This is a genomic window from Paenibacillus sp. FSL H3-0457 (assembly GCF_037981725.1).
Classification (GTDB): domain Bacteria; phylum Bacillota; class Bacilli; order Paenibacillales; family Paenibacillaceae; genus Paenibacillus; species Paenibacillus amylolyticus.
This window is the reverse complement of record NZ_CP150283.1, coordinates 3,239,076-3,260,135: the sequence shown is the minus strand read 5'-3', so window position 1 is coordinate 3,260,135 and position 21,060 is coordinate 3,239,076. Positions and strand designations below refer to the sequence as shown.

Annotated in this window: 22 protein-coding genes; 5 read left to right on the top strand and 17 right to left on the bottom strand. The window is 44.6% G+C overall.

The features are described from left to right. Positions 1–33: 33 nt before the first annotated feature. Positions 34–1,062: an ABC transporter substrate-binding protein gene (locus tag MHH25_RS14545; RefSeq protein ID WP_340020333.1), complete on the bottom strand. Its 1,029-nt coding sequence runs from the start codon at positions 1,060–1,062 to the stop codon at positions 34–36. 209 nt (positions 1,063–1,271) lie between these two features. On the opposite strand from MHH25_RS14545, the gene MHH25_RS14540 reads away from it, so the two are divergent. Continuing rightward, a complete protein-coding gene (locus MHH25_RS14540; RefSeq protein ID WP_036608062.1) occupies positions 1,272–2,084 on the top strand; it encodes an undecaprenyl-diphosphate phosphatase in 813 nt (270 codons plus the stop codon). Positions 2,085–2,171: 87 nt separating this feature from the next. On the opposite strand, the gene MHH25_RS14535 is transcribed toward MHH25_RS14540, so the two are convergent. Together MHH25_RS14535 and MHH25_RS14530 are read right to left on the bottom strand one after the other, a co-directional pair. Beyond that, positions 2,172–3,350, bottom strand: coding sequence for an MFS transporter (locus MHH25_RS14535; protein ID WP_340020331.1), 1,179 nt, complete (start codon positions 3,348–3,350; stop codon positions 2,172–2,174). A gap of 144 nt (positions 3,351–3,494) precedes the next feature. Further along, positions 3,495–4,352 carry an arginase family protein gene (locus MHH25_RS14530; RefSeq protein WP_340020329.1) on the bottom strand — a complete coding sequence of 286 codons (858 nt, stop codon included), beginning with the start codon at positions 4,350–4,352 and terminating at the stop codon, positions 3,495–3,497. A gap of 105 nt (positions 4,353–4,457) precedes the next feature. Here MHH25_RS14530 and MHH25_RS14525 point away from each other — a divergent pair, with 105 nt between their 5' ends. Then, entirely contained in the window at positions 4,458–4,823 is a 366-nt protein-coding gene (locus MHH25_RS14525) for a helix-turn-helix domain-containing protein (RefSeq protein WP_036608870.1), read from the top strand. 140 nt (positions 4,824–4,963) lie between these two features. Here MHH25_RS14525 and MHH25_RS14520 read toward each other — a convergent pair whose 3' ends face one another. After that, positions 4,964–5,434 (bottom strand): GNAT family N-acetyltransferase, encoded by a 471-nt coding sequence (locus MHH25_RS14520; RefSeq protein ID WP_340020327.1) that lies wholly within the window; start codon positions 5,432–5,434, stop codon positions 4,964–4,966. Positions 5,435–5,652: 218 nt separating this feature from the next. Between MHH25_RS14520 and MHH25_RS14515 the strand changes: the two genes are divergently transcribed. Then, positions 5,653–6,318, top strand: a complete 666-nt coding sequence (locus MHH25_RS14515; protein WP_253508310.1) for an MBL fold metallo-hydrolase — start codon at positions 5,653–5,655, stop codon at positions 6,316–6,318. Positions 6,319–6,555: 237 nt separating this feature from the next. Here the strand turns inward: MHH25_RS14515 and MHH25_RS14510 are convergent, their stop codons facing one another. Further along, a complete protein-coding gene (locus MHH25_RS14510) occupies positions 6,556–7,179 on the bottom strand; it encodes a hypothetical protein (RefSeq protein WP_340020325.1) in 624 nt (207 codons plus the stop codon). A 224-nt stretch (positions 7,180–7,403) separates the two neighbouring features. Between MHH25_RS14510 and metE the strand changes: the two genes are divergently transcribed. Next, entirely contained in the window at positions 7,404–9,698 is a 2,295-nt protein-coding gene (gene metE, locus MHH25_RS14505) for a 5-methyltetrahydropteroyltriglutamate--homocysteine S-methyltransferase (protein WP_340020324.1), read from the top strand. 178 nt (positions 9,699–9,876) lie between these two features. On the opposite strand, the gene MHH25_RS14500 is transcribed toward metE, so the two are convergent. The 7 genes from MHH25_RS14500 to MHH25_RS14470 all read right to left on the bottom strand — a co-directional run bounded on the left by MHH25_RS14500 (position 9,877) and on the right by MHH25_RS14470 (position 15,313). After that, positions 9,877–10,428 (bottom strand): redoxin domain-containing protein, encoded by a 552-nt coding sequence (locus MHH25_RS14500; protein WP_340020323.1) that lies wholly within the window; start codon positions 10,426–10,428, stop codon positions 9,877–9,879. 2 nt (positions 10,429–10,430) lie between these two features. Then, entirely contained in the window at positions 10,431–11,144 is a 714-nt protein-coding gene (locus MHH25_RS14495) for an ABC transporter ATP-binding protein (RefSeq protein WP_340020322.1), read from the bottom strand. Then, complete coding sequence (locus MHH25_RS14490) at positions 11,137–11,958, bottom strand: ABC transporter permease (RefSeq protein ID WP_340020509.1); 822 nt, start codon at positions 11,956–11,958, stop codon at positions 11,137–11,139. The genes MHH25_RS14495 and MHH25_RS14490 overlap by 8 nt, the downstream gene beginning before the upstream one ends. A gap of 28 nt (positions 11,959–11,986) precedes the next feature. Continuing rightward, positions 11,987–12,568, bottom strand: coding sequence for a nitrous oxide reductase accessory protein NosL (locus MHH25_RS14485; protein ID WP_253508300.1), 582 nt, complete (start codon positions 12,566–12,568; stop codon positions 11,987–11,989). Beyond that, a complete protein-coding gene (locus MHH25_RS14480; protein ID WP_340020321.1) occupies positions 12,565–13,953 on the bottom strand; it encodes a right-handed parallel beta-helix repeat-containing protein in 1,389 nt (462 codons plus the stop codon). The genes MHH25_RS14485 and MHH25_RS14480 overlap by 4 nt, the downstream gene beginning before the upstream one ends. Before the next feature lie 317 nt (positions 13,954–14,270). After that, entirely contained in the window at positions 14,271–14,945 is a 675-nt protein-coding gene (bshB2, locus tag MHH25_RS14475) for a bacillithiol biosynthesis deacetylase BshB2 (RefSeq protein ID WP_340020320.1), read from the bottom strand. A 23-nt stretch (positions 14,946–14,968) separates the two neighbouring features. After that, a complete protein-coding gene (locus tag MHH25_RS14470) occupies positions 14,969–15,313 on the bottom strand; it encodes a YojF family protein (protein WP_017688572.1) in 345 nt (114 codons plus the stop codon). 269 nt (positions 15,314–15,582) lie between these two features. On the opposite strand from MHH25_RS14470, the gene MHH25_RS14465 reads away from it, so the two are divergent. After that, on the top strand, positions 15,583–16,368 hold the full coding sequence (locus MHH25_RS14465) for a DUF817 domain-containing protein (protein WP_340020318.1): 786 nt from the start codon (positions 15,583–15,585) through the stop codon (positions 16,366–16,368). 92 nt (positions 16,369–16,460) lie between these two features. On the opposite strand, the gene MHH25_RS14460 is transcribed toward MHH25_RS14465, so the two are convergent. The 5 genes from MHH25_RS14460 to MHH25_RS14440 all read right to left on the bottom strand — a co-directional run bounded on the left by MHH25_RS14460 (position 16,461) and on the right by MHH25_RS14440 (position 21,054). Beyond that, positions 16,461–17,069: a hypothetical protein gene (locus MHH25_RS14460; protein WP_340020317.1), complete on the bottom strand. Its 609-nt coding sequence runs from the start codon at positions 17,067–17,069 to the stop codon at positions 16,461–16,463. Positions 17,070–17,300: 231 nt separating this feature from the next. Then, positions 17,301–18,191 carry a UDP-N-acetylmuramate dehydrogenase gene (murB, locus tag MHH25_RS14455; protein ID WP_047842895.1) on the bottom strand — a complete coding sequence of 297 codons (891 nt, stop codon included), beginning with the start codon at positions 18,189–18,191 and terminating at the stop codon, positions 17,301–17,303. Between the two features lie 206 nt (positions 18,192–18,397). After that, positions 18,398–19,375, bottom strand: a complete 978-nt coding sequence (locus MHH25_RS14450) for an SDR family NAD(P)-dependent oxidoreductase (protein ID WP_340020315.1) — start codon at positions 19,373–19,375, stop codon at positions 18,398–18,400. Between the two features lie 170 nt (positions 19,376–19,545). Then, entirely contained in the window at positions 19,546–20,208 is a 663-nt protein-coding gene (locus MHH25_RS14445; RefSeq protein WP_340020314.1) for a hypothetical protein, read from the bottom strand. A 357-nt stretch (positions 20,209–20,565) separates the two neighbouring features. Next, positions 20,566–21,054, bottom strand: a complete 489-nt coding sequence (locus MHH25_RS14440) for a hypothetical protein (RefSeq protein WP_340020312.1) — start codon at positions 21,052–21,054, stop codon at positions 20,566–20,568. Positions 21,055–21,060 lie beyond the last annotated feature (6 nt).

Genomic DNA, 21,060 nt, shown 5'->3' with positions numbered 1-21,060 from the left:
ATGCTCCAGTATTACCATTTATGCAGTCTAATCTTACTTCGCGGTAAGCAGGCTATCGGAAATAAATTGAAGCTGACCTTCCAACGTTAACGGATCGTTGTACGAGTCTGAAGTTGGATCAAGCTGGAACACATGATTTGCCTTCACCGCAGGCAAGTTCTTCCATAATGTATTGTCATATACGATCTTGGGATCGGTTGTATCTCCCGACCACGGGCTGGTGAAGATGATATCCCCCGCATACTCCGGTAATAGTTCCATGGAGATTGAAGCCCATCCAGTTCCGCTGTCAATCGCTTCAGCTTGGGCCTTGGCTGGTGCCTTGAGATCAAACTCCCCGTAAATAATTTCACCACCTCGACCATAGTTATGACCGAATACAAATAATCCTTTGGCGTATGGATTCAGTATGGAAACGGTACGATCGCCTACAGCTTCCTGAACCTTGGGCTTCAGTTCGTTGATCTTCGCTTCCCATTTAGCATTCCAAGCTTTCGCTGCGTCTTCTCTATTGGTGAGCTTACCCATTTCAAGCATTAGATCCTTGAAATTGCGCTTACCATATGCAATCTGTACAACAGGCGCAATCTGCTCCAGCTTGTCGATGCCCTCTGTTCCAGTGTACACGATAAATAAGTCAGGTTTTAAACTGATTAGTTTCTCTGGTGTAGGCTCTTGACCCAGATCACTGGTGCCCGCTGCTGCAAGTTGATCCTTGATATATTTGTTGTTCATCGCTCCTGATAAAGCGCCGACTACCGGTGCATCCAAGGCAACAAAGTAGCCTGTCGAAAATGATGTCAAATCAATAATACGCTTAGGATTCTTCGGTACCTGTACTTCGCCTGCATCCGATTGATATGTAACAAGTTCCTCTTCGGCAGTTGCCGCTTTATCAGCGGAAGAAGCTGAATCCGCGTCCGTCTTGGTTTCTGTCTCCGTAGCCGCATTCGTGCTGTCCCCGTTTGTACTATTGGTCGTAGCAGACTGACCACATGCACTAAGTACAATCAGCAAGATAAGTGCCATCATGATCCATATTGATTTTACCTGTTTACGCAAAATAAACCCACCTTTTCGTTGATATTGATAATCGTTATCAACGATATCATGCTATGCAGGATTTGACAAGCTATGTTTATTTCACCCCTCTATGAACTCTAACTTGCAAGTCACCAAGTTAAACAGCTATCATCAATAGAGTAAACCATTCACTTTTTTTAAAAAAGAGAGTTTTGAAAAGCCAATGAAACGTATTTAAGGAGGACAACATGGAAGAGATTATATTGTGGTTAAAGTATTTGTTTTTAGGAATTGTTCAAGGTGCGACGGAGCCAATCCCCGTCTCCTCAAGCGGTCATCTGATCATCGCCCAGAAACTTATGGGCATCAAGCAGAATGGATTGTCATTTGAGATTTTAACAAACACAGCATCACTTATCGCTATTATTTTTATTTTCCGGGAAGATATCAAAAAGTTGATTATTGGTGCATTAGGTTACCTGCGTACTCGTAAAGAAGAATATCGAGCAGACTTCATGTTTTGCTTATACATAATTATTGGTACGATCCCTGCTGCTGTCGTTGCAGTCCTGTTCAAGGACCGGATTGAAGAAATCTTCTCATCCGTATATACCGTTTCCATCGCGCTATTAATCACCGGGGTTGCCTTGTGGCTTATTCGTAATCTTCGTGGTCGCAAGCAAGACGGTGATCTGTCTACGAAAGATGCATTGTTGGTAGGTCTGGCTCAGGCGGTCGCTCTTATTCCGGGGATTAGCCGCTCAGGGGCAACTGTAATTGCGTCCATCGCTGTTGGCATGAAACAGGAAACAGCTTTGAAGTTCTCCTTTATGCTGTACATTCCCATCAGTATTGGCGGACTTATCATGGGGGTATCTGACATTGCCAATGATCCGAATCGATCACAACTGGCTATCCCTTATCTGATCGCATTCATCACGACGCTCTTCGTCACGTATTTCTCCATGAGATGGTTTATGGGCATTATGGCCAAAGGCAATCTGAAATACTTTTCGTATTACTGTTTTGCCGCAGGAACATTGTTACTGATCTTCTTGTAAAAAATAGTCCACACACCAAAAGGAACAACCAGCGATGGTTGTTCCTTTGTTGTATAGTGGCAGAACCTTAATGACCTATAGCAAGAGCTAGACGGTCAGGCGCGTAGCCTTGTTGCTTCTGTTAACCAGCTCTGTAGCCGCGAACATAACACTGAACAGAATCAGCAGGATCAGGGGTACCATGGACATTCCCCATTGGCTGGCTATAAGTCCCATACCTAACGGGATAAGTGTTGAACCTGTATAGGCACTGGCCATTTCAAGTCCAATTACACTTGGGGATGCCTTCTCACCGAAGCGTTCCGGTGTCGCATGAACAATACTCGGATAGATCGGTGCTCCGCCCAATCCCACGATAAATAAAGCCCCTGCGGCAATCCAGTAAGGAATCGGCATAACCAGGATAACTAATCCGAAGCATCCGACGATTCCACCATATCTGATGAGATTTTTGCTGGATACATGAGTCGAAAGAAAACCTGAGATTACACGTCCCAAGATAATGCCAATGAAAAATAGAGAGGATAGTGCTGCGGCAGTGCCTGGAGAAACTCCTTTGCTAACAATGAAGAAAGAAGCCATCCACAGACCGGCAGCAGTTTCGGAACCGTTGTAACAGAGCATCGCAAGCATCGACATTTTCACGCCGGGGATACGTATGGCCTCACGGTTGCTTACGCGTTTCTTCTCATCGCCTGAACCCTCTACTCTTCCCTTCTCAAAAATCTTCCATAGAGACAAAGTTGATAATAAGACCACAAAGATCCCAAGCAAAATCAACCCCACAGTAACGTATCCTGCACGCCAGTTGTTTGCTTGATTCAGCCAATATGCCATAACGAGTGGGCCTGTCACTGCGCCAATTCCCCAGAAACAATGCAACCAGTTCATATGCTTGGCCTTGAAATGCAATGCTACATAATTACTTAGTGCCGCATCCACCGAACCTGCACCTAAGCCGAGAGGGATCGCCAGAATCAGTAAAAACACAAAATTCTCAGAGAATGAGAATCCCAACAGCACGATCGTTGTTGAGAGGATACTGAATAACGTGACTTTACCCGTTCCGAACCGGTGTAACAATCGGCTGGCCATTAGACTGGACACTACTGTACTAAATGAAATGATTAGCGATATGTAACCAGCCATTTCTGTTGTCGCATGTATATCGTTTTTCATAACGGACCAGGCACTGCCAAGTAAAGCATCAGGTAATCCCAGCCCTATAAATGCGAGATAAATAATAATTAACAATAACGTGACCATCTGGGTGTCTCTCCTCAGTTTGTTTAATTTCTGATTCTCGTCGAACCACCCATATAATAATATTGATATTTCTATCTGTAATCTTCCTATATTTTGACTCCTTATATCAGTATTCTGATATATTCTGGCGACTTATTACCTATATCACTGGTTCAGGATAGGTATTTCTCCAAGCAAATTCTTCAAGTTAATGGCATCCCACGGCATATGCTCAGTTATCCCTAATCCAACTACATCTGTTTCTTCAGACAGTTCTTTGATCAGACGAAGCAAGTGAGGTATTTGCATGGTTCCCGCTGGTGAAAACACATAAGGTTCCCCTGGTTTGGCGAATAACAATGAACGGAACATGTTGGGATCAAGCACATCCAGATCAAGATGAATTGCCAGGTGTTTGAACCCAGTCTCTTTAATCCACTTCTTAATCGAATCCAGGCCATGGGTTAATTCTTCAGTTCCAGCCGTTCGGATACCCAATCTTTGAATCACTTCGGTTTCCTGTTCCGTGGGGGTTGTCAACCCGGCCATGAAGACATGTTCGGGCTTCAAAGGGACACTCACATGTTTGGCAAACTCCGGATCGCCTTCCCCAAGAAGGTTCCCGAGCGGTAAAGTATGACCGTTGTCATAGCCCTCGTATCTAACCAGATCACCATGTGCATCAATCCATATCAAACCAAGTTCTCCGCCATATCGTTCATTTAAATAAGCAAACGGGGCTTGTTCAACCAAACAGTCACCGCCAAACATGACAATGCGATCGGGCTGGTGAGCTTGAATAATATGTTGGGCAGCCTGCAATTGCTGAAGTAGTTGTGTTCTACCTTTTATCCCGTTCTCGCTTACCAGAGATGTTCCATCATAAGCCTCAACAGGAACATGAATGAGAGGCTGATCATTGTCAGGTGCAAGCCATGCAAGCAGCTCCGCTCCAAAAGAGTAGTTAGGATTATCTCCACCTTGCCATTGTGGCATAAGCAGACGTATTGTTTTTTGAGTCATCGTAAATCTCCTTTACTTCAAAGTAAGGTTAGTATAAACTGATCCCAAACAAATAAATAGTACGGTCTTTTATGATAGGTACTACCCGGAAGGATAGTGTAAATGATGAGTATGGCTGAATACCACGGTAAAGTTAAAAACATTCAAGATACCCCTTTTGGATATACGTTGTCTGTTATTGGTGGTAAATGGAAAATGGTGATTTTGTATCTTCTGGCAGAAAACCCACCTGTCCGTTTCAATGAACTAAAAAGACAGATCGGCGCTATCACGTATAAAACGCTGAGTTCACAACTCAAAGAATTAGAAGCAGATGGTATGGTCGAACGGAAAGAGTATCCCCAAGTCCCTCCTAAAGTCGAGTACCGTCTGACAGCCAAAGCTGAAACGTTATTGCCCGTTTTGGAAGGACTATGCGAATGGGGTGTCCAACATCAAGAACCTTCGATCAATAATAGCGCAACGGATTGAACGCTTTTGTCTATATTTCAGATGAGATAATTGGAGTAAATGCAGTATGTAAAATGCAAAAAGTCGCCAATCGGCGACTTTTTACTTTTTCTCTTGTGTTCCTCTGTCCGTTCAGCAAATAAAAGCTGTAATTCGTAGAATTATACTTTTTCGTGTATCAGATCTTTCTGGTAGGCCAACACTCTGTCCCAATTGCCACTGAAAACAGGAATTCGATAATACCCTACACGCTCATACAGCGCTGCAGCTTCTGGTTGCAAGGGACCTGTTTGCAGTTTCAGATTCGTATAACCAAGTTCGTTCGCAAGACGCTCTGCCTCGGCCAATATAGCCTGGGCAATTCCCTTACGGCGGTAACCACTGCGTGTATACATGCGTTTAACCTCTACAGATGTATCATCAAGGGGTCTAAGTGCTCCGCAACCGACCGGATACCCGTCGATCCTGGCAACGATAAAAGCCGCACGTGGCACCTCAACGTCTGACAGTTGAAATCCCGCCGTTCCATCACCGCCATATAACAAACCGAGTTCTTCACTCAGTTCCTTGATCAATAGTAGCGAATCCTCGCTCCGAATATCTTCAGCTGCTGCATGCACGATATGTGTCATTCCACATACCCCCTTTATCTTATTGGACTTATTGGTTTAAATGATATATCTAAATTATCATTCCCAACAGCAAGCGTCAATTCCCCCATTCATTGAATATTTCTATAAGTACACCCTATAAACACCCCAACGTATCTTTTTGCAGTCTTTATTCGTTTACATAAGAAATATAACGAGCAACGATGTATATGAAATTCAACTCTCGGAGGTCTGATATTATGGAAATTTCAAAGGGAATAACGATGCTTCAGCTTGATTTTGAGGGGAATATAATTCACCCTGTGTTGCTATGGGATGAAGAAATGGTTGTGTTAATTGATACCGGATTCCCTGGACAATATGACGATTTGTGTATCGCACTCGAAAAGATTGGTGTGCCGATCAGCCAACTTAAAGCAGTGATTTTGACGCATCAGGATGTGGACCATATCGGGTGTCTTCCCGAGATTTTGCAGGAGTGTGGCTCACAAGTCAAGATATATGCGCATGAGCTGGATAAACCATATATTGAGGGGCAGCTCCCTCTTCTCAAAGATGGTCACCTTGAACATCCTCCAAAGGGCAAAGTAGATGAAACGGTTACTGATGGTCAGGAACTGCCGTTTTGCGGTGGAATTCGCGTTATTCATACACCTGGTCATACGCCAGGTCATATCAGTCTATATTTGATGGACAGCAAGACGCTCATCGCCGGAGATTCAATGTACAGTGTAGACGGCATGCTTGGAGGCATTCATGAACCTACTACGCTTGATACAGAGACTGCTCGAATCTCTTTGAAAAAGTATATCGAACTCGACATTTCATCTGTGGTTTGTTATCACGGTGGACTAAGTCATAGGAATATAAATGAACAGATCTCAGAGCTATATAAAATGAACTAACGAATATTTACACTGGACACTCCGATGACAGAACAACCTTCCGATCGCTGTTATCCCCAGATTTTTTTATTCCGTCTTTAAAAGGGGAAATCCGAGGATAGCGCATGCTTCCGATGTAGCTTTCTTGCAGAAAGCTTGTAGGCGAACGCTCTGCTTCTTAATAATATTTCAATTGGTTGTTTAGCGAATAAATCCTGTATATGCCACTATAATTCTCTATAATTATGCATAGTCTTCCTATTGTTTGGCATACTGCAAAATGGCTGTAGCCGCACGGATTCGCAGCTCTTCTTCTTCACTGTGTAACGCTTCTCTCAGCACATTAAGAGCTGTTTGAATCGTGGCTTCATCTACCCCTGTTGAGAGAGAGTTCGTTGCTTCGGCTGTTATGCTGACTGCAAGACCTCGATCCAGCTGTGCTTGTGATATAGGATACTCAAATTTCGCAAGGATGGCTGAATCATTTTGCAGTGCCTGCACTCTGTCATTCAGCTCAGCGAGAGGAATACGACCCAACCATGTAACTCCCCGACGGTGACAGATCAAGTCGTTTTCTGTGCCAGCGGAATCGTCGTAATAATAATCCCCGATATCCCCAACATACGTCCATTCATCATCGCTAATTAATACATAATCTCCATCCTGCATGAGGTTACCAAACATATGTAGTGTCGCGAGTGTGCTCGCCAATTCTGCTTCATCCAAGGGATAGTGTTGAACCAACTGTTCCTTCCATAGCTCCGGAGGCGTTTGCTCTAGATCCCCTGTACCTGACCAAGCAATACCAATATAATTGTCTTCCAAAAAGGATGTTACCCTGTTGATTCCGTGCACGGTGGACTGGATATGATACAGATTCATGCGTACCGCCTTCCTTTCAATCATTCGTATGAACATAGCTCACCATTGTAACATTAGTGGGGTCTATTTCAAACGTAATGACTTCTTCAAGTTCTATACTTCATGCTGAACACACCTTTTGATATAGCCCTAGGCTATAACTAGGTATAATTTAATGGAATTACATTATAACTCCGGATCTGTGATAAATTTTGTGTAACATAAAAGCAGAGGGGTTTTATACGATGACAAAAAGTAGTGTATTGGGATATCCGCGTATTGGTGCTGATCGGGAATGGAAGAAAGCGTTGGAAGCGTTCTGGGCAGGTAAGCTGGAGGAATCAGAATTTCACGCACGTTTGCAGGAGATTCGTATCAATCATTTGCGCAAGCAACAAGCAAAAGGAATCGACATCATTCCAGTTAATGACTTTAGCTATTATGATCATATCTTGGATACGGCCGTGATGTTTGGGATTATTCCTAAACGATTTGCTTATGATGGTGGTTCCGTTCCGTTGTCCGTATATTATGGCATTGCACGGGGAACGAAAGATGCCGCAGCAAGTGAAATGACAAAATGGTTCAACACGAACTATCACTACATTGTACCTGAACTGGACGGGGCTTCCCCAACTCTGACGGAGAACAAACCACTTCTCGCTTATCGTGAAGCAAAAGAAAAACTCGGCATTGAAGGCAAGCCGGTTATCGTTGGACCGTTAACCTTCCTGAAGCTCTCCAAAGGCTATGATAAATCCGAGACAGACGCTTGGTTGGACCGCTTGCTTCCACTTTACACTCAATTGCTTCAAGAACTTGCGAGCGAAGGCGTTCAGTGGGTGCAGGTCGACGAACCTATTCTGGTAACCAAATTAAGCGATGAAGACGTACAGCGTCTGAATAAAATATATGAAACATTTGCAGCAGCCGTTCCAGGCCTGAATATCATGCTGCAAACATACTTTGAATCTGTCGAAAACTACAACGACATTGTTGCACTGCCAGTTCAAGGTGTAGGACTTGATTTTGTACACGGACTCTCTGGTAACACACAATCTATTCGGACATCCGGTTTCCCGGCAGACAAAGTGCTCGGAGCAGGTATTATTGATGGACGTGGGATCTGGAAAGCTTCCCTTCAAGCAAAACTGAACTTGCTGAATGAATTAACTGAGTTCGTGACACCTGAACGTATCATCGTACAATCATCTTGCAGCCTGCTGCATGTGCCAGTTACGACAGACCGTGAGGCAAAACTTACATCTGAACTGAAAAATGCTCTTGCATTTGCAGATGAAAAGCTGGATGAGATTGTTCTTTTGACTACAGCCTTATCTTCACCAAGTGCAGAGATTACTGCCAAAATAGACGAAGCAGAGCTTACCCTTCAAGCGCTTCAGCAATCCGAAGATCGAAACCGTACCGCTGTACAGAAAGCCGTTGCTTCCATCAGTGTTCAACAGCCAGAGCGCTCCCGTCCTTTTGCAGAGCGTCATGAAGCTCAACAGGCCAAATGGCAATTGCCACTCTTCCCGACAACAACGATTGGTAGTTTCCCACAATCTGCCGAAGTCAGAAAAGCACGTCAGTTGTGGCGCAAGGGTGAGTTGAACAACGAACAGTATGCTGCCTTCATCCGGGAGCAGATTGATATCTGGATTAAGATTCAGGAAGAGATCGGAATTGACGTATTGGTACATGGTGAGTTTGAGCGTACCGACATGGTTGAATTCTTTGGCGAGAAACTTGCCGGTTTTGCCTTTACACAGTTTGGATGGGTGCAATCATATGGTTCACGTTGCGTGAAGCCACCTATTATCTTCGGTGATGTTGCATTCACGGGTGAAATGACAGTGGAAGAAACGAAATATGCTCAATCGCAGACAGAGCGCCCTGTTAAAGGCATGCTGACTGGCCCGATTACCATCATGAACTGGTCATTCGTACGCGAAGACATTGCTCGTGAGCAGATTGCCTATCAATTGGCGTATGCGTTGAGACAGGAAGTCGAAGCACTTGAACAGGCAGGCATTGGTATGATTCAGGTTGATGAGCCGGCTGTCCGTGAAGGGCTTCCGTTGAAAGAAAATGAACAAGCGGATTACCTGGCTTGGGCAGTTAAAGCGTTCCGTATCTCTACGTGCACGGTGCATGAAACGACTCAAATCCATACGCATATGTGCTATTGCGAATTCCATGACATGATTGATTCCATTGAAGCTATGGATGCGGATGTTATCTCCATTGAAACATCCCGTAGTCACGGTGAACTGATTCATAGCTTTGAAGAAAATACGTATGAGCTCGGTATCGGTCTTGGCGTATATGACATCCATAGCCCACGAGTTCCGAGTGTAGATGAAATGAGCAGCATGATTGAACGTGCCCTGCGTGTTCTTGATCCGAAGTTGTTCTGGATTAACCCGGACTGCGGATTAAAAACCCGTGGACAGGAAGAAACGGTAGCTTCTCTGCGTAACATGGTTGACGCAACCAGAATCGCTCGTAACAATCACGCTTCAGCTGCTGTATTGTAATCGACTGCGAAGCAGTATAGCTTCAAAAGTAAAGCCGGACACCCCTTCGTTAAATGGGTGTCCGGCTTTTTATGCTTTTATTATTGTAGTTACTTTTAACGTACATTCATTTCACCTATAATATTGTGCGATCTTTGGCGTTCCTATCCCTTTTCTCACCACCACCCAACGCTTACGACTAGATACTCTCTTCCAGCCATTGCTGCAACGGTGTATCTTCGGTCAGTTCACCGAGCAGTATGTGACGGAACTCCCCATCCCTATCAATGACCATTGTTGCGGGCAAACCCGTTATACGGTACATACCTGATATGTTGCCAGTCACATCAATGATCACCGGAAAATCAAACGCCTGCTTATCCATAAACTCACGAATCGTGCCCTTCGATTCCCCCACGTTAACAAACAGGGTTTCCACGTCATTCTGATAGTCCTGAGCAATCTGGTGAACGAGCGGCATCTCCCTTACACAAGGTGTGCACCATGAAGCCCAAAAGTTAATCATCACAGCTTTGCCCCGATAATCGGACAGGCTGACCTGTTCGCCTGCTGAATTAACCGCTGTGAACTCAGGGGCCACGGCACCAGCTTTAATGGCGTTACCTCGCTGAGATTCGGGTGTCGATACATTTTCGAAAATAGCCCATGTACCAACTAACAATGCGATCACACCAATCAAAATTGTAAGTGTACGTCTGCTTTTAATACTTTTTTTCTGCAATAAACTCACCTTCACTTTAAACCAAGACTTTGATGGAATGCTGCATGGAGCGAACCGAATTGATCACAAAAGTCGTGAGTAGAGCCCTCTCCAACATTACGTCCATGGTTCATGAATATCACCTGATCCGCAATGTCGTCTGCAATCTCCAACTGATGGGTCGAGAACACGACCATGTGGCCTTCCTGTTTGATGCCCTTGAGCAGCTGAGTTAATTCCTGCATCCAGAATGGGTCCAGTCCATTCGTTGGCTCATCCATGATGAGCAGTGGAGGTTTCGACAGCACAGCCTGGGCGAATAACACACGTTGGCGCATGCCTTTGGAGAAGGTCGTAACCCGGTTTTTCTTTTGATCCTCCAAACCTACCATGGTCAGTACTTCCTGTACTCTCTCCTTGGGAACTTTCCTCAGAGAAGCCCAGAACAGAAGCATTTCCTCCGCACTCAGTCCTTGATTAAATTGATAATCGTCCGGCATATATCCAATCTGCTCTGAATAACGCTTGCGCTCCTTCAACCATCGTACATTGTTCACCGCAACATCACCGGAGGTAGGCCGAAGAATTCCTGCGATCATACGTAGCACCGTGCTCTTTCCTGCACCATTCCCTCCACAGAGGGCAAGCACTTGGCCTGAAGTAATGCGAAAGGAGATATCCTCAACAATCGGTTGCTTTTTAATGGATTTGCACAATCCCATCACTTCGAGTCCCATCTTATCCATGAGAACGCCCCCTCTCCCAGATCGCATATACCGCCAGGACAGAGAAGGCAATCCAGAATAGGCATATCCCGATGAAGATCCAACTGCCACTTGGTTGCTGCACCCACTCCACCCATCGATAATATTCTGGTCCAAGAATGGAGCCGCCTCCCAGTTTGATGACTACAAACAATCGCACCAGCTCGGCCGGATTGATGAGTGTTAGCATAACCAGCAGCGGTTTCACCCATAGATAAGGCATCAGTCCCAGCACAGAGAGCAATAACGTCGGCCATCCAATGACTGCGAAAAACCATATGGTCACGGATATGGTTAACGCCTGCCACCGATTGCGTGACAACGAACCGATAAATAGAGCCAGCGTCAGGAACAACAACACCAGTCCACAGGAAAATGCCAGAAAAAGAAGATATGTCATGACATCCAGTGGATTCCCGATTACTCCGCTAATGACCCCCATCAGGCCGTATCCAAACGCAACAATGGTAATTAAAACAATCGACAGCCCAAGATACTTGCCCACAATAAAAGACATCGTGCCGATGGGATACGTGGACAGCAGTTGCCAGCTACCGTCTTCCTTTTCGGATGTTAGTGAGAAGGAACCGAGGAACAGCGTCATTAATGGCAGAAGGTAGAGAATGAGATTCAACATCGAACCTGTTGTGCCCGAATATCCTTCAACCAGATTCTGCGAATTCAGAAGTAACAAGCTTAAGCTAAATGTGCAAAAAAGAATCAGAAACGAATACGCCCAAGGATTGCGAAATCCCATTTTCACTTCTCGTCTTGCAATCTGTATCATATCTGACATCATTGATCACCATTTTCTATTGTCATACTTAGTGGCCTGACTCTTCTTTCATCTCACCTTCCTGATGCATCTCATTACCATCTCCTTCTTCACCATGTCCGTGCTCATCATGCCCATGTTCACCCATCATGTCCATATTTTCTGTGTTCTGTTTCCAGTCATGGGAGACAAGATCCTCAGCGGTCATAATGGTTCCAACACCTTGCTCTGCAATGAAAGCTTCAGCCGAGGGCTTGTCCTTAAAATTAAGAATTCCATAGGCCATAGGCGTACGCAATGAAGCGTCGTATACATACGTGGCTTTGCTGTATTCAATCCATTCCTTGTCATTATAGTCACGTACATAGTCCATGCCGATGTTATCTGTGCCATTTTCTGTTTTCCACTGGTTCATGCAGCCGATATCATCGAACTTGTAATTTTGGCCGTCTTTCGTAGTGAGCTGTGTTGCATATGCATCGTCCTTCACCTGCATTTTACAGATCGCACAGATATCCACGTCTTCATTGATCGGCAATGCCGCGTATTTTGTTCCGCAAGCGGTTAACAGCACCATGCCAAACATAAGTACCATGAGGAATGTCCATCTTCTGTTCAAGCTTTTGTTCATTTTCGTAATACCCCCATATAGATGATTATAAAAGTTGCCATACTCAACAGAACTAACCCGAACATCCACACTATCTTGGAACCTGTAGCACTTTTCACTGACTTGTGCAGATCAGATTCCGTATCCATGCTCATTCGTGGCGATTTGTCGGTAGTCCATTGTTCTCTGCCTTCTGTAAACAACTCACTCAGAAAGACCATACCCGGTGATTGGAAAAAGAGCTGATAGGCTGAATTTCGACTGACCAGTTGCTCATAAAAAGGATTGATGGCATAGGATATTTCACTGATCCCATCCCGATTCAGATCGAGCCCCTGAAAGGAGTCCCAGTAGTTCTCCATCAGGGCATTATTCGGGCTATCCAGCGCCGAAGCTTCAATGACATTAGACACCAATTGGTTACGTGTAAACTCATTAGCTTCTGCCAGAACAAGCTGTATGCCAACAAAATTCCGAAGCACCGCATTGTCATGGATCTCATTGCCCGATGACTCTGCAATATTCATGCCGACACGATTACCCTCCACCACATTGTTGTGAATTGAGGATTGATGCACGTCATACAACAAAATCCCTTGAGAATGAACATTAGTACTCTGTTTGCGAAAAGAATTGCCCGATATGACCGTATTCTTGACGCCCATAATCATGGCACCTGTCATGTTCTCTTCTCCGGTATTGTCCATGACAGAAGAGCCGTCAATATACATGCAATGGATGCCATACCTCGTATGTAACAGCCTGTTATTTTGCACGATAGACTTGCGACTGTTCTCCAGATAGATTCCATCCCTCATGCCGGTGATCTCATTGGCTTCAATGAAGCTATCATGGGAGTTGTACAGATCAATGCCATTGCCCTTCTGGCCACTGGAAGCAGAATCAGACCCGGCCCACGTAATGTTGTTCCGCTGAATCGTTGCCTGACTCGAATTCCGGATGATCATCCCATACCCCTGGGTCTGAATATGCAGATCCGTGATTTCACTGTTTTTCCCTTCAACCTGAATCGCTGCAGTCTGTTCATTCGTATCATGTTCAATTGTAAAACCGCTCAATTTCACCCCATCCGAGCGAATCATTATCGTAGAGGTGGCTTCCGCATTTACAACTATGACCGTAGGATCACCCTGAATGGTGATGTTTTTGTCAATCGTCACGGGTCCAGAATAACGACCTGATGCAAGTTCAATGACTTCTCCAGGTGCAGAACGGTCAATCATAGGCTGAAGGGGAATGAGCTCACGATGTCCGGAAGAGGCCATGACTGCACCGTGCGGAAGGGATAGCAGGAGCATCATCATTCCGATTAGAAAAATGAAACCTGTAACCCGACTTTTCTTACAACTGTTGAATGTAACCAAGCCTGCCCAAGGATTACTCATAATTCAAACCGCGCAATTCCGGCTTCTTGTTACAGTTGCTTATTGCTGTGGCAATGTATTCAACGGGTCTTACGTTAATCCAAAATATACGTTGGTTGTACACACCATCCCTCCATTCCACTTAAAATCAACTCTCCATGTTCCTCATCCATTGAAGCAACGTAATTAATGAAGCGTTATCACAATCCTGATCATAGTGTACTTAAAATGATATTTATTCCATATAGCTCAATTAGGCTATAGACGCTCCATTTTTGTGTCGATATTGTGATGTAAATCAAAAAAAGCCGCCATATAGGCGACTTCTAAGTAATATATTATTCAAATGGATAGGTCCAAAATGTTTCTCTGCCAAAACGTTTCTTGATTTCTTCATTATTCAGTTCACGATTTCCTACAAGCTCTGCTGCCTGGAATTGTGAACGATGAGCACGAATGGACGCCATTTTTCGATCCAAAAATTCGGATACGTCAACAAATACATCCGGTTTGCCAATGTACTGTTCCTGATTATTAGCGAACGCAACGCAATGAACAATCGGACGTTCATCCACAGGAAGTTTAGTGATTGTACGTATAACAGCGGCTCCCGTTGCATCATGATCGGGATGAACACTGTACCCCGGATAAAACGTTATGATCAGCGTAGGGTTCAACTCTTTAAGTAGCGACATGATGGTATCTTCCAGTAACTGTGGGTCTTCGAACTCCAGCATTTTATCGTGGAAACCCAGCATTCTCAGGTCCTGAATACCAATCGCTTCAGAAGCTTCGATGAGTTCCTGTTTACGGATGCCAGGCAACGTCACTCGGTTGGCAAATGGAGGAATCCCCATATTGCGCCCCATCTCACCAAGTGTTAGACAAGCATAGGTTACATGGGCACCGCCATCTATGTATTTGGCTAACGTTCCCGATACAGAGAAAGCTTCATCATCTGGATGTGGATATACCACCAAGATGCGCTCATGCTCGTTGTGTGTAGTATTCATGGTTATTCAATCCTCCGCTTTCATCAGAACATCTCTCGGCTTAATTGTAACGCCACAACTAGTTTACCTTGGCTGTCGTGACCGGCGAGAATCAGTCTTTCTTGTTCCTGCTCATCAATATGTGTAAGTCCTTCGGCGTAAAGCCATCCCTGCGTTGTTTTCAGACCAACACGGTATGGACCTGTACCTGAAATGGACCCCTGCGTATATCGTATGGCCGCATTAGTAATGAATGCCGATGCTGGATGTTTTGTACTGTCCATGTGTTGTGCGTAAGCACCTGACGTAAGTTCTAGATGTACGTATAAGTCCTGATCAGCAAGATTATTGATCCGGAGCTGAATGTCTTGAGGTTTAATCGGTTGCATAGCGGCCTCCTTATCTAATGTAATTGTACGAACTTCATTTTAACATAACCACACAAGAGAATATACATGGAGTGACCCTGTCGACCTCACATAGAGCCCTCTCATGATGATTCCAGTTTGAAAACAAGAACAGATTTGCGTGGTTTTTTCTCTTTTTATTCATGGATCATATCTATATTATGAAGTGTAGGCAAAAACGCCCGTGATGAAGAACCTTAAATTTTAAATGAATCTTGCTCCAACATGTTTGGAAAGGAGTTTAACTCGACTTGAAATCTCTAATACAACTACTTCATTTTGGCTATCATCAGGCCATGAGCTGCATATTTCCCGTAGCGATCTTTGGAACACTGGCACTGTCCAGCGTAATCCCGTTCCCCTTCCTTCATCGATATGATGCCATTCTGCTCGTATTGCTTGCTGTGCAGTACCTGATGTATCGAAGCGGCTTGGAAACCAAGGATGAAATCAAGGTCATCTGTGTATTTCACATTATTGGCCTGGTGCTAGAAATCTATAAAGTATGGATGGGATCATGGTCATACCCTGAGCAAGCATACAGCAAAATCCTGGGTGTCCCTCTTTATAGCGGATTCATGTATGCAAGTGTAGCCAGTTTTATGTGTCAAGTGTGGCGAAGACTGCGAATGGATATGACCGGATGGCCTGGTTTTGCACCTTCGATGCTGCTCGGAGCAGCCATCTATATTAACTTTTTCACTCATCATTTTATGCCCGATTTTCGCTGGTGGCTGACGGCGCTTGTATTTATTGTCTTCTGGAAAACCTGGATTATTTACCGGGTACGAGCAACGACCTATCGAATGCCCTTATCGCTTGCTTTTATCATTGTCGGATTCTTCATTTGGACTGCTGAGAACGTCGCTACATTTTTCAATGCCTGGAAATATCCTGATCAGCATGATGCCTGGCAACTGGTTAGCTTTAGCAAAATTAGTTCGTGGTTCCTGCTGGTCATCATCAGTGTCATCATCGTTGCGCAGCTCAAATATGTGAAGGCCAATCGAACCGCAGATGATTCAAAGTCCAGGTAACTATTTATTCTCTAACCGTAAAACAGCAACAATCTTATACTCGTACCTAAAGTCTTCGAATGCCGCTGTTTTTTGCGTGGTTCTATTTGAGATTATTCAACAAATAATGAGCCAAAGCCGTCTGCCTCTTCAATGTCTTTATTGATTAAGAGGTTCTCCTTTTGATCATATGCTTTGATTGTATAAGGAGGAGTCGCTGATGAAGGCATGAATGCGTACCAGATTTGTTGGTTCTCCCCTGCCTCAACCAGCTTCGCATCGAAAGTGGCGGGCTTTCCATTTTCTTTGATTTCAACAGTTACACGTTTGATAGTGGAGTCTATGATGTCACCAAATAACATCGGTAACGGGGCCGAGACTTTTTCTAATTTCGGTATGCTCATATAATTCAACGCAAACTTGGATTCAACTGATTCATTAATGGAATATCCTCCACCCCATACCCATTTCCATCCGAAAATGTTCTTGCGGGTATACTCCATCTGAAGATTACTGTTGTTTTCCCGACCCTTTTTGTGTGTAAACAAAATCATGCCCCCGTCCACAGCCTCCTGATGAATGAATTGGGAGGTATAAGATTCACCTCTAAATTCTTGAACGGCCCCTTGAGGACTGTTCGCTATAGGAATATGTATAGGTTCATTCAATCCCCAAACTTTGGATATCCGTTGATCGGCTAGCCCGCCAGCTCGTTCATTCATATACATATATGCCAAGATTGACAGGGGCGATAGTAAAATTACCATTGCAGTGATTAGCAGAATTCTCCTGTTACGCTTGATTATCTCCATGTACACTCCTTATGATGACGATGAAATATTAAATACAATCACTCTGATATTACCATAATTAGCATATTAGTTCTTGTTTAAGTATAATTCACACAATCAAAAAAGGCCGCCATTGGCGACCTTTCAAGTCATTCATCAAAGCTATTCTCCCAGAAAGATTACTTCAGTTTCCAATTCAACTTGGAACGTATCATATACTTTCTTCTGAATAAATTGGATCAGATCCATATAATCCTGGGCAGTAGCGTGATCCACATTTACGATAAAACCTGCATGCTTCATGGAGATTTCAGCACCTCCGATGCGAGTGCCCTGCAAGTTACAATCCTGAATCAGTTTACCGGCAAAATGTCCTTCGGGTCGTTTAAATACACTTCCACAAGAGGGGAACTCAAGCGGCTGCTTGGATTCTCTCAGGAACGTTAATTCCTTCATTTTGCTTGCAATATCTTCCTTGTTTCCTTTTTTGAGCCCGAATTCGGCCTCCAGTATGATATAGTGATCCATCTTGAAGAGACTATTTCGATAACCAAACTTCATCTCTTCTCGCGGGATCTCCAACACTGCGCCGTCTTTGGTGATCACAGTCGCACGTTCAACAACATCGGCGATCTGACCGCCATAAGCACCCGCATTCATGTAAAGTGCGCCCCCCGTGCTGCCGGGAATGCCACAAGCAAACTCCAAACCGGTCAAGCTATGCTCCAAGGCAAGTCTGGATACATCAATGATATCAACGCCGCTTTGCGCAATCATGCTGTCCTCATTCACTTTAATTTGATCGAAGTGGCTAAGAGAAATCGTTACTCCCCGGATGCCCCCGTCTTTAATAATGACGTTTGAGCCTTTTCCAATGACCGTCAGAGGTAACTGATGTAAGTTGGCAATTTCCACGATTTTAGTGATTTCGTCTATCGTTGTTGGATGGATGAGAATATCTGCGTTGCCACCTATTTTAATAAACGTGTGATTTTTTAGTGGTTCATTGAATTTCACTTTTTCCAAAGGTATCTGATGCTCAAAAATATTCATGATTTTCTCTCCCTGAATTCATAAAGAAATGATTGCATCATCGCGAAAATGAGATGCTCCTTCTTTATTATATGCTAAATAGGAGATTTTGTTTGAAATTATGTTGTTTTCATTATAATTAAACACATTCTCTTTAGATTTTGAACTTTTCCGTGAGTTCCTGCATGGGAGCAAGCTGTTGCTCTGTTGCCGCAACTACATGACTATCAGAGTTCTATGTCTGTTTGAGTCAGCTTGGCTGATAGCTCCCATAAACGAATAGCTTGCTCAGGATCGATAGCATACTCCTTGACCCCGTAGAAACCTCCATCCTCTGGAGCCAATTCACTGATGTCACAATCCTCGCAGTAGACACCGCCTTTACCCTCAAGCTGAGGTGAAGTTGCTGCCCAGACTTGCGTCGCTGCCCCCTGCTCAGGTGTTTTGAACGCAGGATTGGCCACTTGTCCAGATTCATCAATCCAGCCCAGAGCAATCATTTCCTCTTTTGGCATATGACGCTGTAGTGGTGTCATAATCCCGCCTGGATGAACTGAGAAAGCCCGTACGCCGTGCTCTGCACCTCGACGATCCAGCTCAACGCTGAATAAAATCGTTGCTGTTTTGGACTGTCCATAGGCAGGGAATTTCTCATAGCCATGTTCAAATTGGATGTCATCCCAACGAATCGGTGAGAAATGATGTCCCGCTGATGCCAAGGAAACAACACGTGCTCCCCCCTGACTTGCAAGTGCTGGCCATAACAGATTAGTCAGGGCAAAGTGGCCCAGATGATTTGTTGCAAATTGAGCTTCCCAGCCAGGACCAACCCGCGTCTCCGGGCAAGCCATGATGCCCGCATTAAGAATCAGCATATCAATGTTCCGATCACTCGCCAGAAACCGCTCGGCAAAAGCACGAACGCTGGATAAATCAGCGAGGTCCAATTCATCTATTTCAACACCTTCCAGACCCGAAAGTGCTTCCTTCGCAACCGCTGGACGACGTGCAGTAACCACTACACGGGCTCCCGAATTAACAAGCGCACGTGTCGTCTCCAACCCCAGGCCGGAATATCCACCCGTTACAATAGCAAGCTGTCCGGACAAGTCCAGATCCCTCAATACATCCTCCGCTGTACTATTATGGTTGAAGCCAGAGTCCATTTTATGTTGTAAAGTTCTAGAATTATTTTTCTGTGTCATTCTGATCATCTCCTTGGTAATATTTCTACTTCTTCAAAGTCTACACCCTAGAGCGTACTCTAAGTCAAATGGAAGTGAATACATCACCTCGCAACTTCTCCGTGCAATCTGCAAAAGTAAAAAAAGCCGCCAGTTGGCGACTTTCGTTGAAATGATTATAGTCATCCAAGTTACGAATCACCCTCAACGGTGGATAACGAAACAAGGACCGGACTGGCGAAATCAGAGGCCTCTTCTCCTTTTGGATTATGAAGACGGAATAGAAATGCGTCCCCTTCCTCTGATTTCCAGACCATATAATCGCTAATGCCTTCTTCACCAGAGGCCTGAAGATAGAGCTCGGCATGACCAAGCGGGTGTTCTACCAGTTCTCCACTATAATCAGATACCTTACCGTTTTTTTCTAATTCTTTTTTACCCGCTGTCTCCAGTTCTGCCAGATTATAATCCGAAGGCAGTGGTTCAATATCCACATAATAGTCAGCGTTACTAGTCAGTGACAGACGGCCTTGAGCAGTATCAAATGTGAAATTCTCGAATACGTACAAGGAAAATCCTTCTCCTTGTTGCAAGGTCGCCTCTAGTGATTGATTGCCATCTGCGGTCAACATTTCAAAACTTGCGGTCTGTGGACGCTCCGTTTCATTTGCTTCTTCTGTTCCATCTGTTTCAGATGGTTGTTCATTTTCTGTTGAAGGTGCTGGAGCAGGTTCACCTACTGGCATTGATGGTTGAGGGCTAGGCAAAGGTTCATTACTACCAGAGCAAGCTGCAAGTGTTAGAACTATAACGATTAACGAGATACTCATCATAATAGAACGTGGTTGAAACATCAGGTTCATTCCTCCCTGTCTATATTCTGCGCTTACATGTTATTACCCATGGCAGAGACTCGGAACCCATAGGTCCAACCTATGAGTTTGAGTTTATCCATAATCAGTATTCCCCCAGGGTCAGGTAAGAACCCTTGATACGGACATCTCGGCATCGATTGAAAGACGCAAGGTGGATATCAATGCCACGCTGGAGGATCAATTGTTGTGCTTGGAGGAAGCGGGGTTTCGTGTGGCAGATTGCATGTACAAATACTTGGACTTTGCAGTGTTTTATGCGCAAAAATAAAAAAAGACCGGATTATGAGCAAGCTATGCCGTAATCAGTCTGCTCACATATTCTTCATTCTAAATCACTTATTTCAGCGATGCTGGCAACTTAACGCCGAGAAGTTTGCCTTCGGCTTGGATGATGATCATTCCGTTTGTCTTCAATGTCGTGTTGTGCAGATCTCCACCGGTGGAGACGCGGAAGACCGACTGACCTGACATCATGTTGAGGACAAGCAGTGTGCCGTTACGTTGTGCTCGATACATCCCTTTACCATAAACATCAATCTGAGAGACGGGGGCATCACCATGCCACTGGACCTCTTGACCATTAGCCAGCTTGATGCCTGTAAGTTCTCCCGTGTTTCCGTTTTTGAAGATCAACCTTTCCTGTGTAACGCCAAGCCATACCATATTTTCGCCGTAAGGACGGTGAAAAGTTCGAAGTGGCGCGGTTCCCGGATTGCTTGTGGTCAACGGATACTCTGCTATCGCATCCCCTTGTAGAATGTATAGTTTGTCTTTATTGGAAAATATCCCTCCATACCCATTCACATACGGTGGATCCCCCGGCATGGTCCA

Coding starts and splice junctions, on each gene's coding strand:
- MHH25_RS14540 (WP_036608062.1), top strand. CDS start 1,272: ATGGAAGAGATTATATTGTGGTTAAAGTATTTGTTTTTAGGAATTGTT.
- MHH25_RS14535 (WP_340020331.1), bottom strand. CDS start 3,350: ATGGTCACGTTATTGTTAATTATTATTTATCTCGCATTTATAGGGCTG.
- MHH25_RS14530 (WP_340020329.1), bottom strand. CDS start 4,352: ATGACTCAAAAAACAATACGTCTGCTTATGCCACAATGGCAAGGTGGA.
- MHH25_RS14525 (WP_036608870.1), top strand. CDS start 4,458: ATGAGTATGGCTGAATACCACGGTAAAGTTAAAAACATTCAAGATACC.
- MHH25_RS14520 (WP_340020327.1), bottom strand. CDS start 5,434: ATGACACATATCGTGCATGCAGCAGCTGAAGATATTCGGAGCGAGGAT.
- MHH25_RS14515 (WP_253508310.1), top strand. CDS start 5,653: ATGGAAATTTCAAAGGGAATAACGATGCTTCAGCTTGATTTTGAGGGG.
- MHH25_RS14510 (WP_340020325.1), bottom strand. CDS start 7,179: ATGAATCTGTATCATATCCAGTCCACCGTGCACGGAATCAACAGGGTA.
- metE (WP_340020324.1), top strand. CDS start 7,404: ATGACAAAAAGTAGTGTATTGGGATATCCGCGTATTGGTGCTGATCGG.
- MHH25_RS14495 (WP_340020322.1), bottom strand. CDS start 11,144: ATGGATAAGATGGGACTCGAAGTGATGGGATTGTGCAAATCCATTAAA.
- MHH25_RS14490 (WP_340020509.1), bottom strand. CDS start 11,958: ATGTCAGATATGATACAGATTGCAAGACGAGAAGTGAAAATGGGATTT.
- MHH25_RS14485 (WP_253508300.1), bottom strand. CDS start 12,568: ATGAACAAAAGCTTGAACAGAAGATGGACATTCCTCATGGTACTTATG.
- MHH25_RS14480 (WP_340020321.1), bottom strand. CDS start 13,953: ATGAGTAATCCTTGGGCAGGCTTGGTTACATTCAACAGTTGTAAGAAA.
- bshB2 (WP_340020320.1), bottom strand. CDS start 14,945: ATGAATACTACACACAACGAGCATGAGCGCATCTTGGTGGTATATCCA.
- MHH25_RS14470 (WP_017688572.1), bottom strand. CDS start 15,313: ATGCAACCGATTAAACCTCAAGACATTCAGCTCCGGATCAATAATCTT.
- MHH25_RS14460 (WP_340020317.1), bottom strand. CDS start 17,069: ATGAATGAACGAGCTGGCGGGCTAGCCGATCAACGGATATCCAAAGTT.
- murB (WP_047842895.1), bottom strand. CDS start 18,191: ATGAATATTTTTGAGCATCAGATACCTTTGGAAAAAGTGAAATTCAAT.
- MHH25_RS14450 (WP_340020315.1), bottom strand. CDS start 19,375: ATGACACAGAAAAATAATTCTAGAACTTTACAACATAAAATGGACTCT.
- MHH25_RS14445 (WP_340020314.1), bottom strand. CDS start 20,208: ATGTTTCAACCACGTTCTATTATGATGAGTATCTCGTTAATCGTTATA.
- MHH25_RS14440 (WP_340020312.1), bottom strand. CDS start 21,054: ATGCCGGGGGATCCACCGTATGTGAATGGGTATGGAGGGATATTTTCC.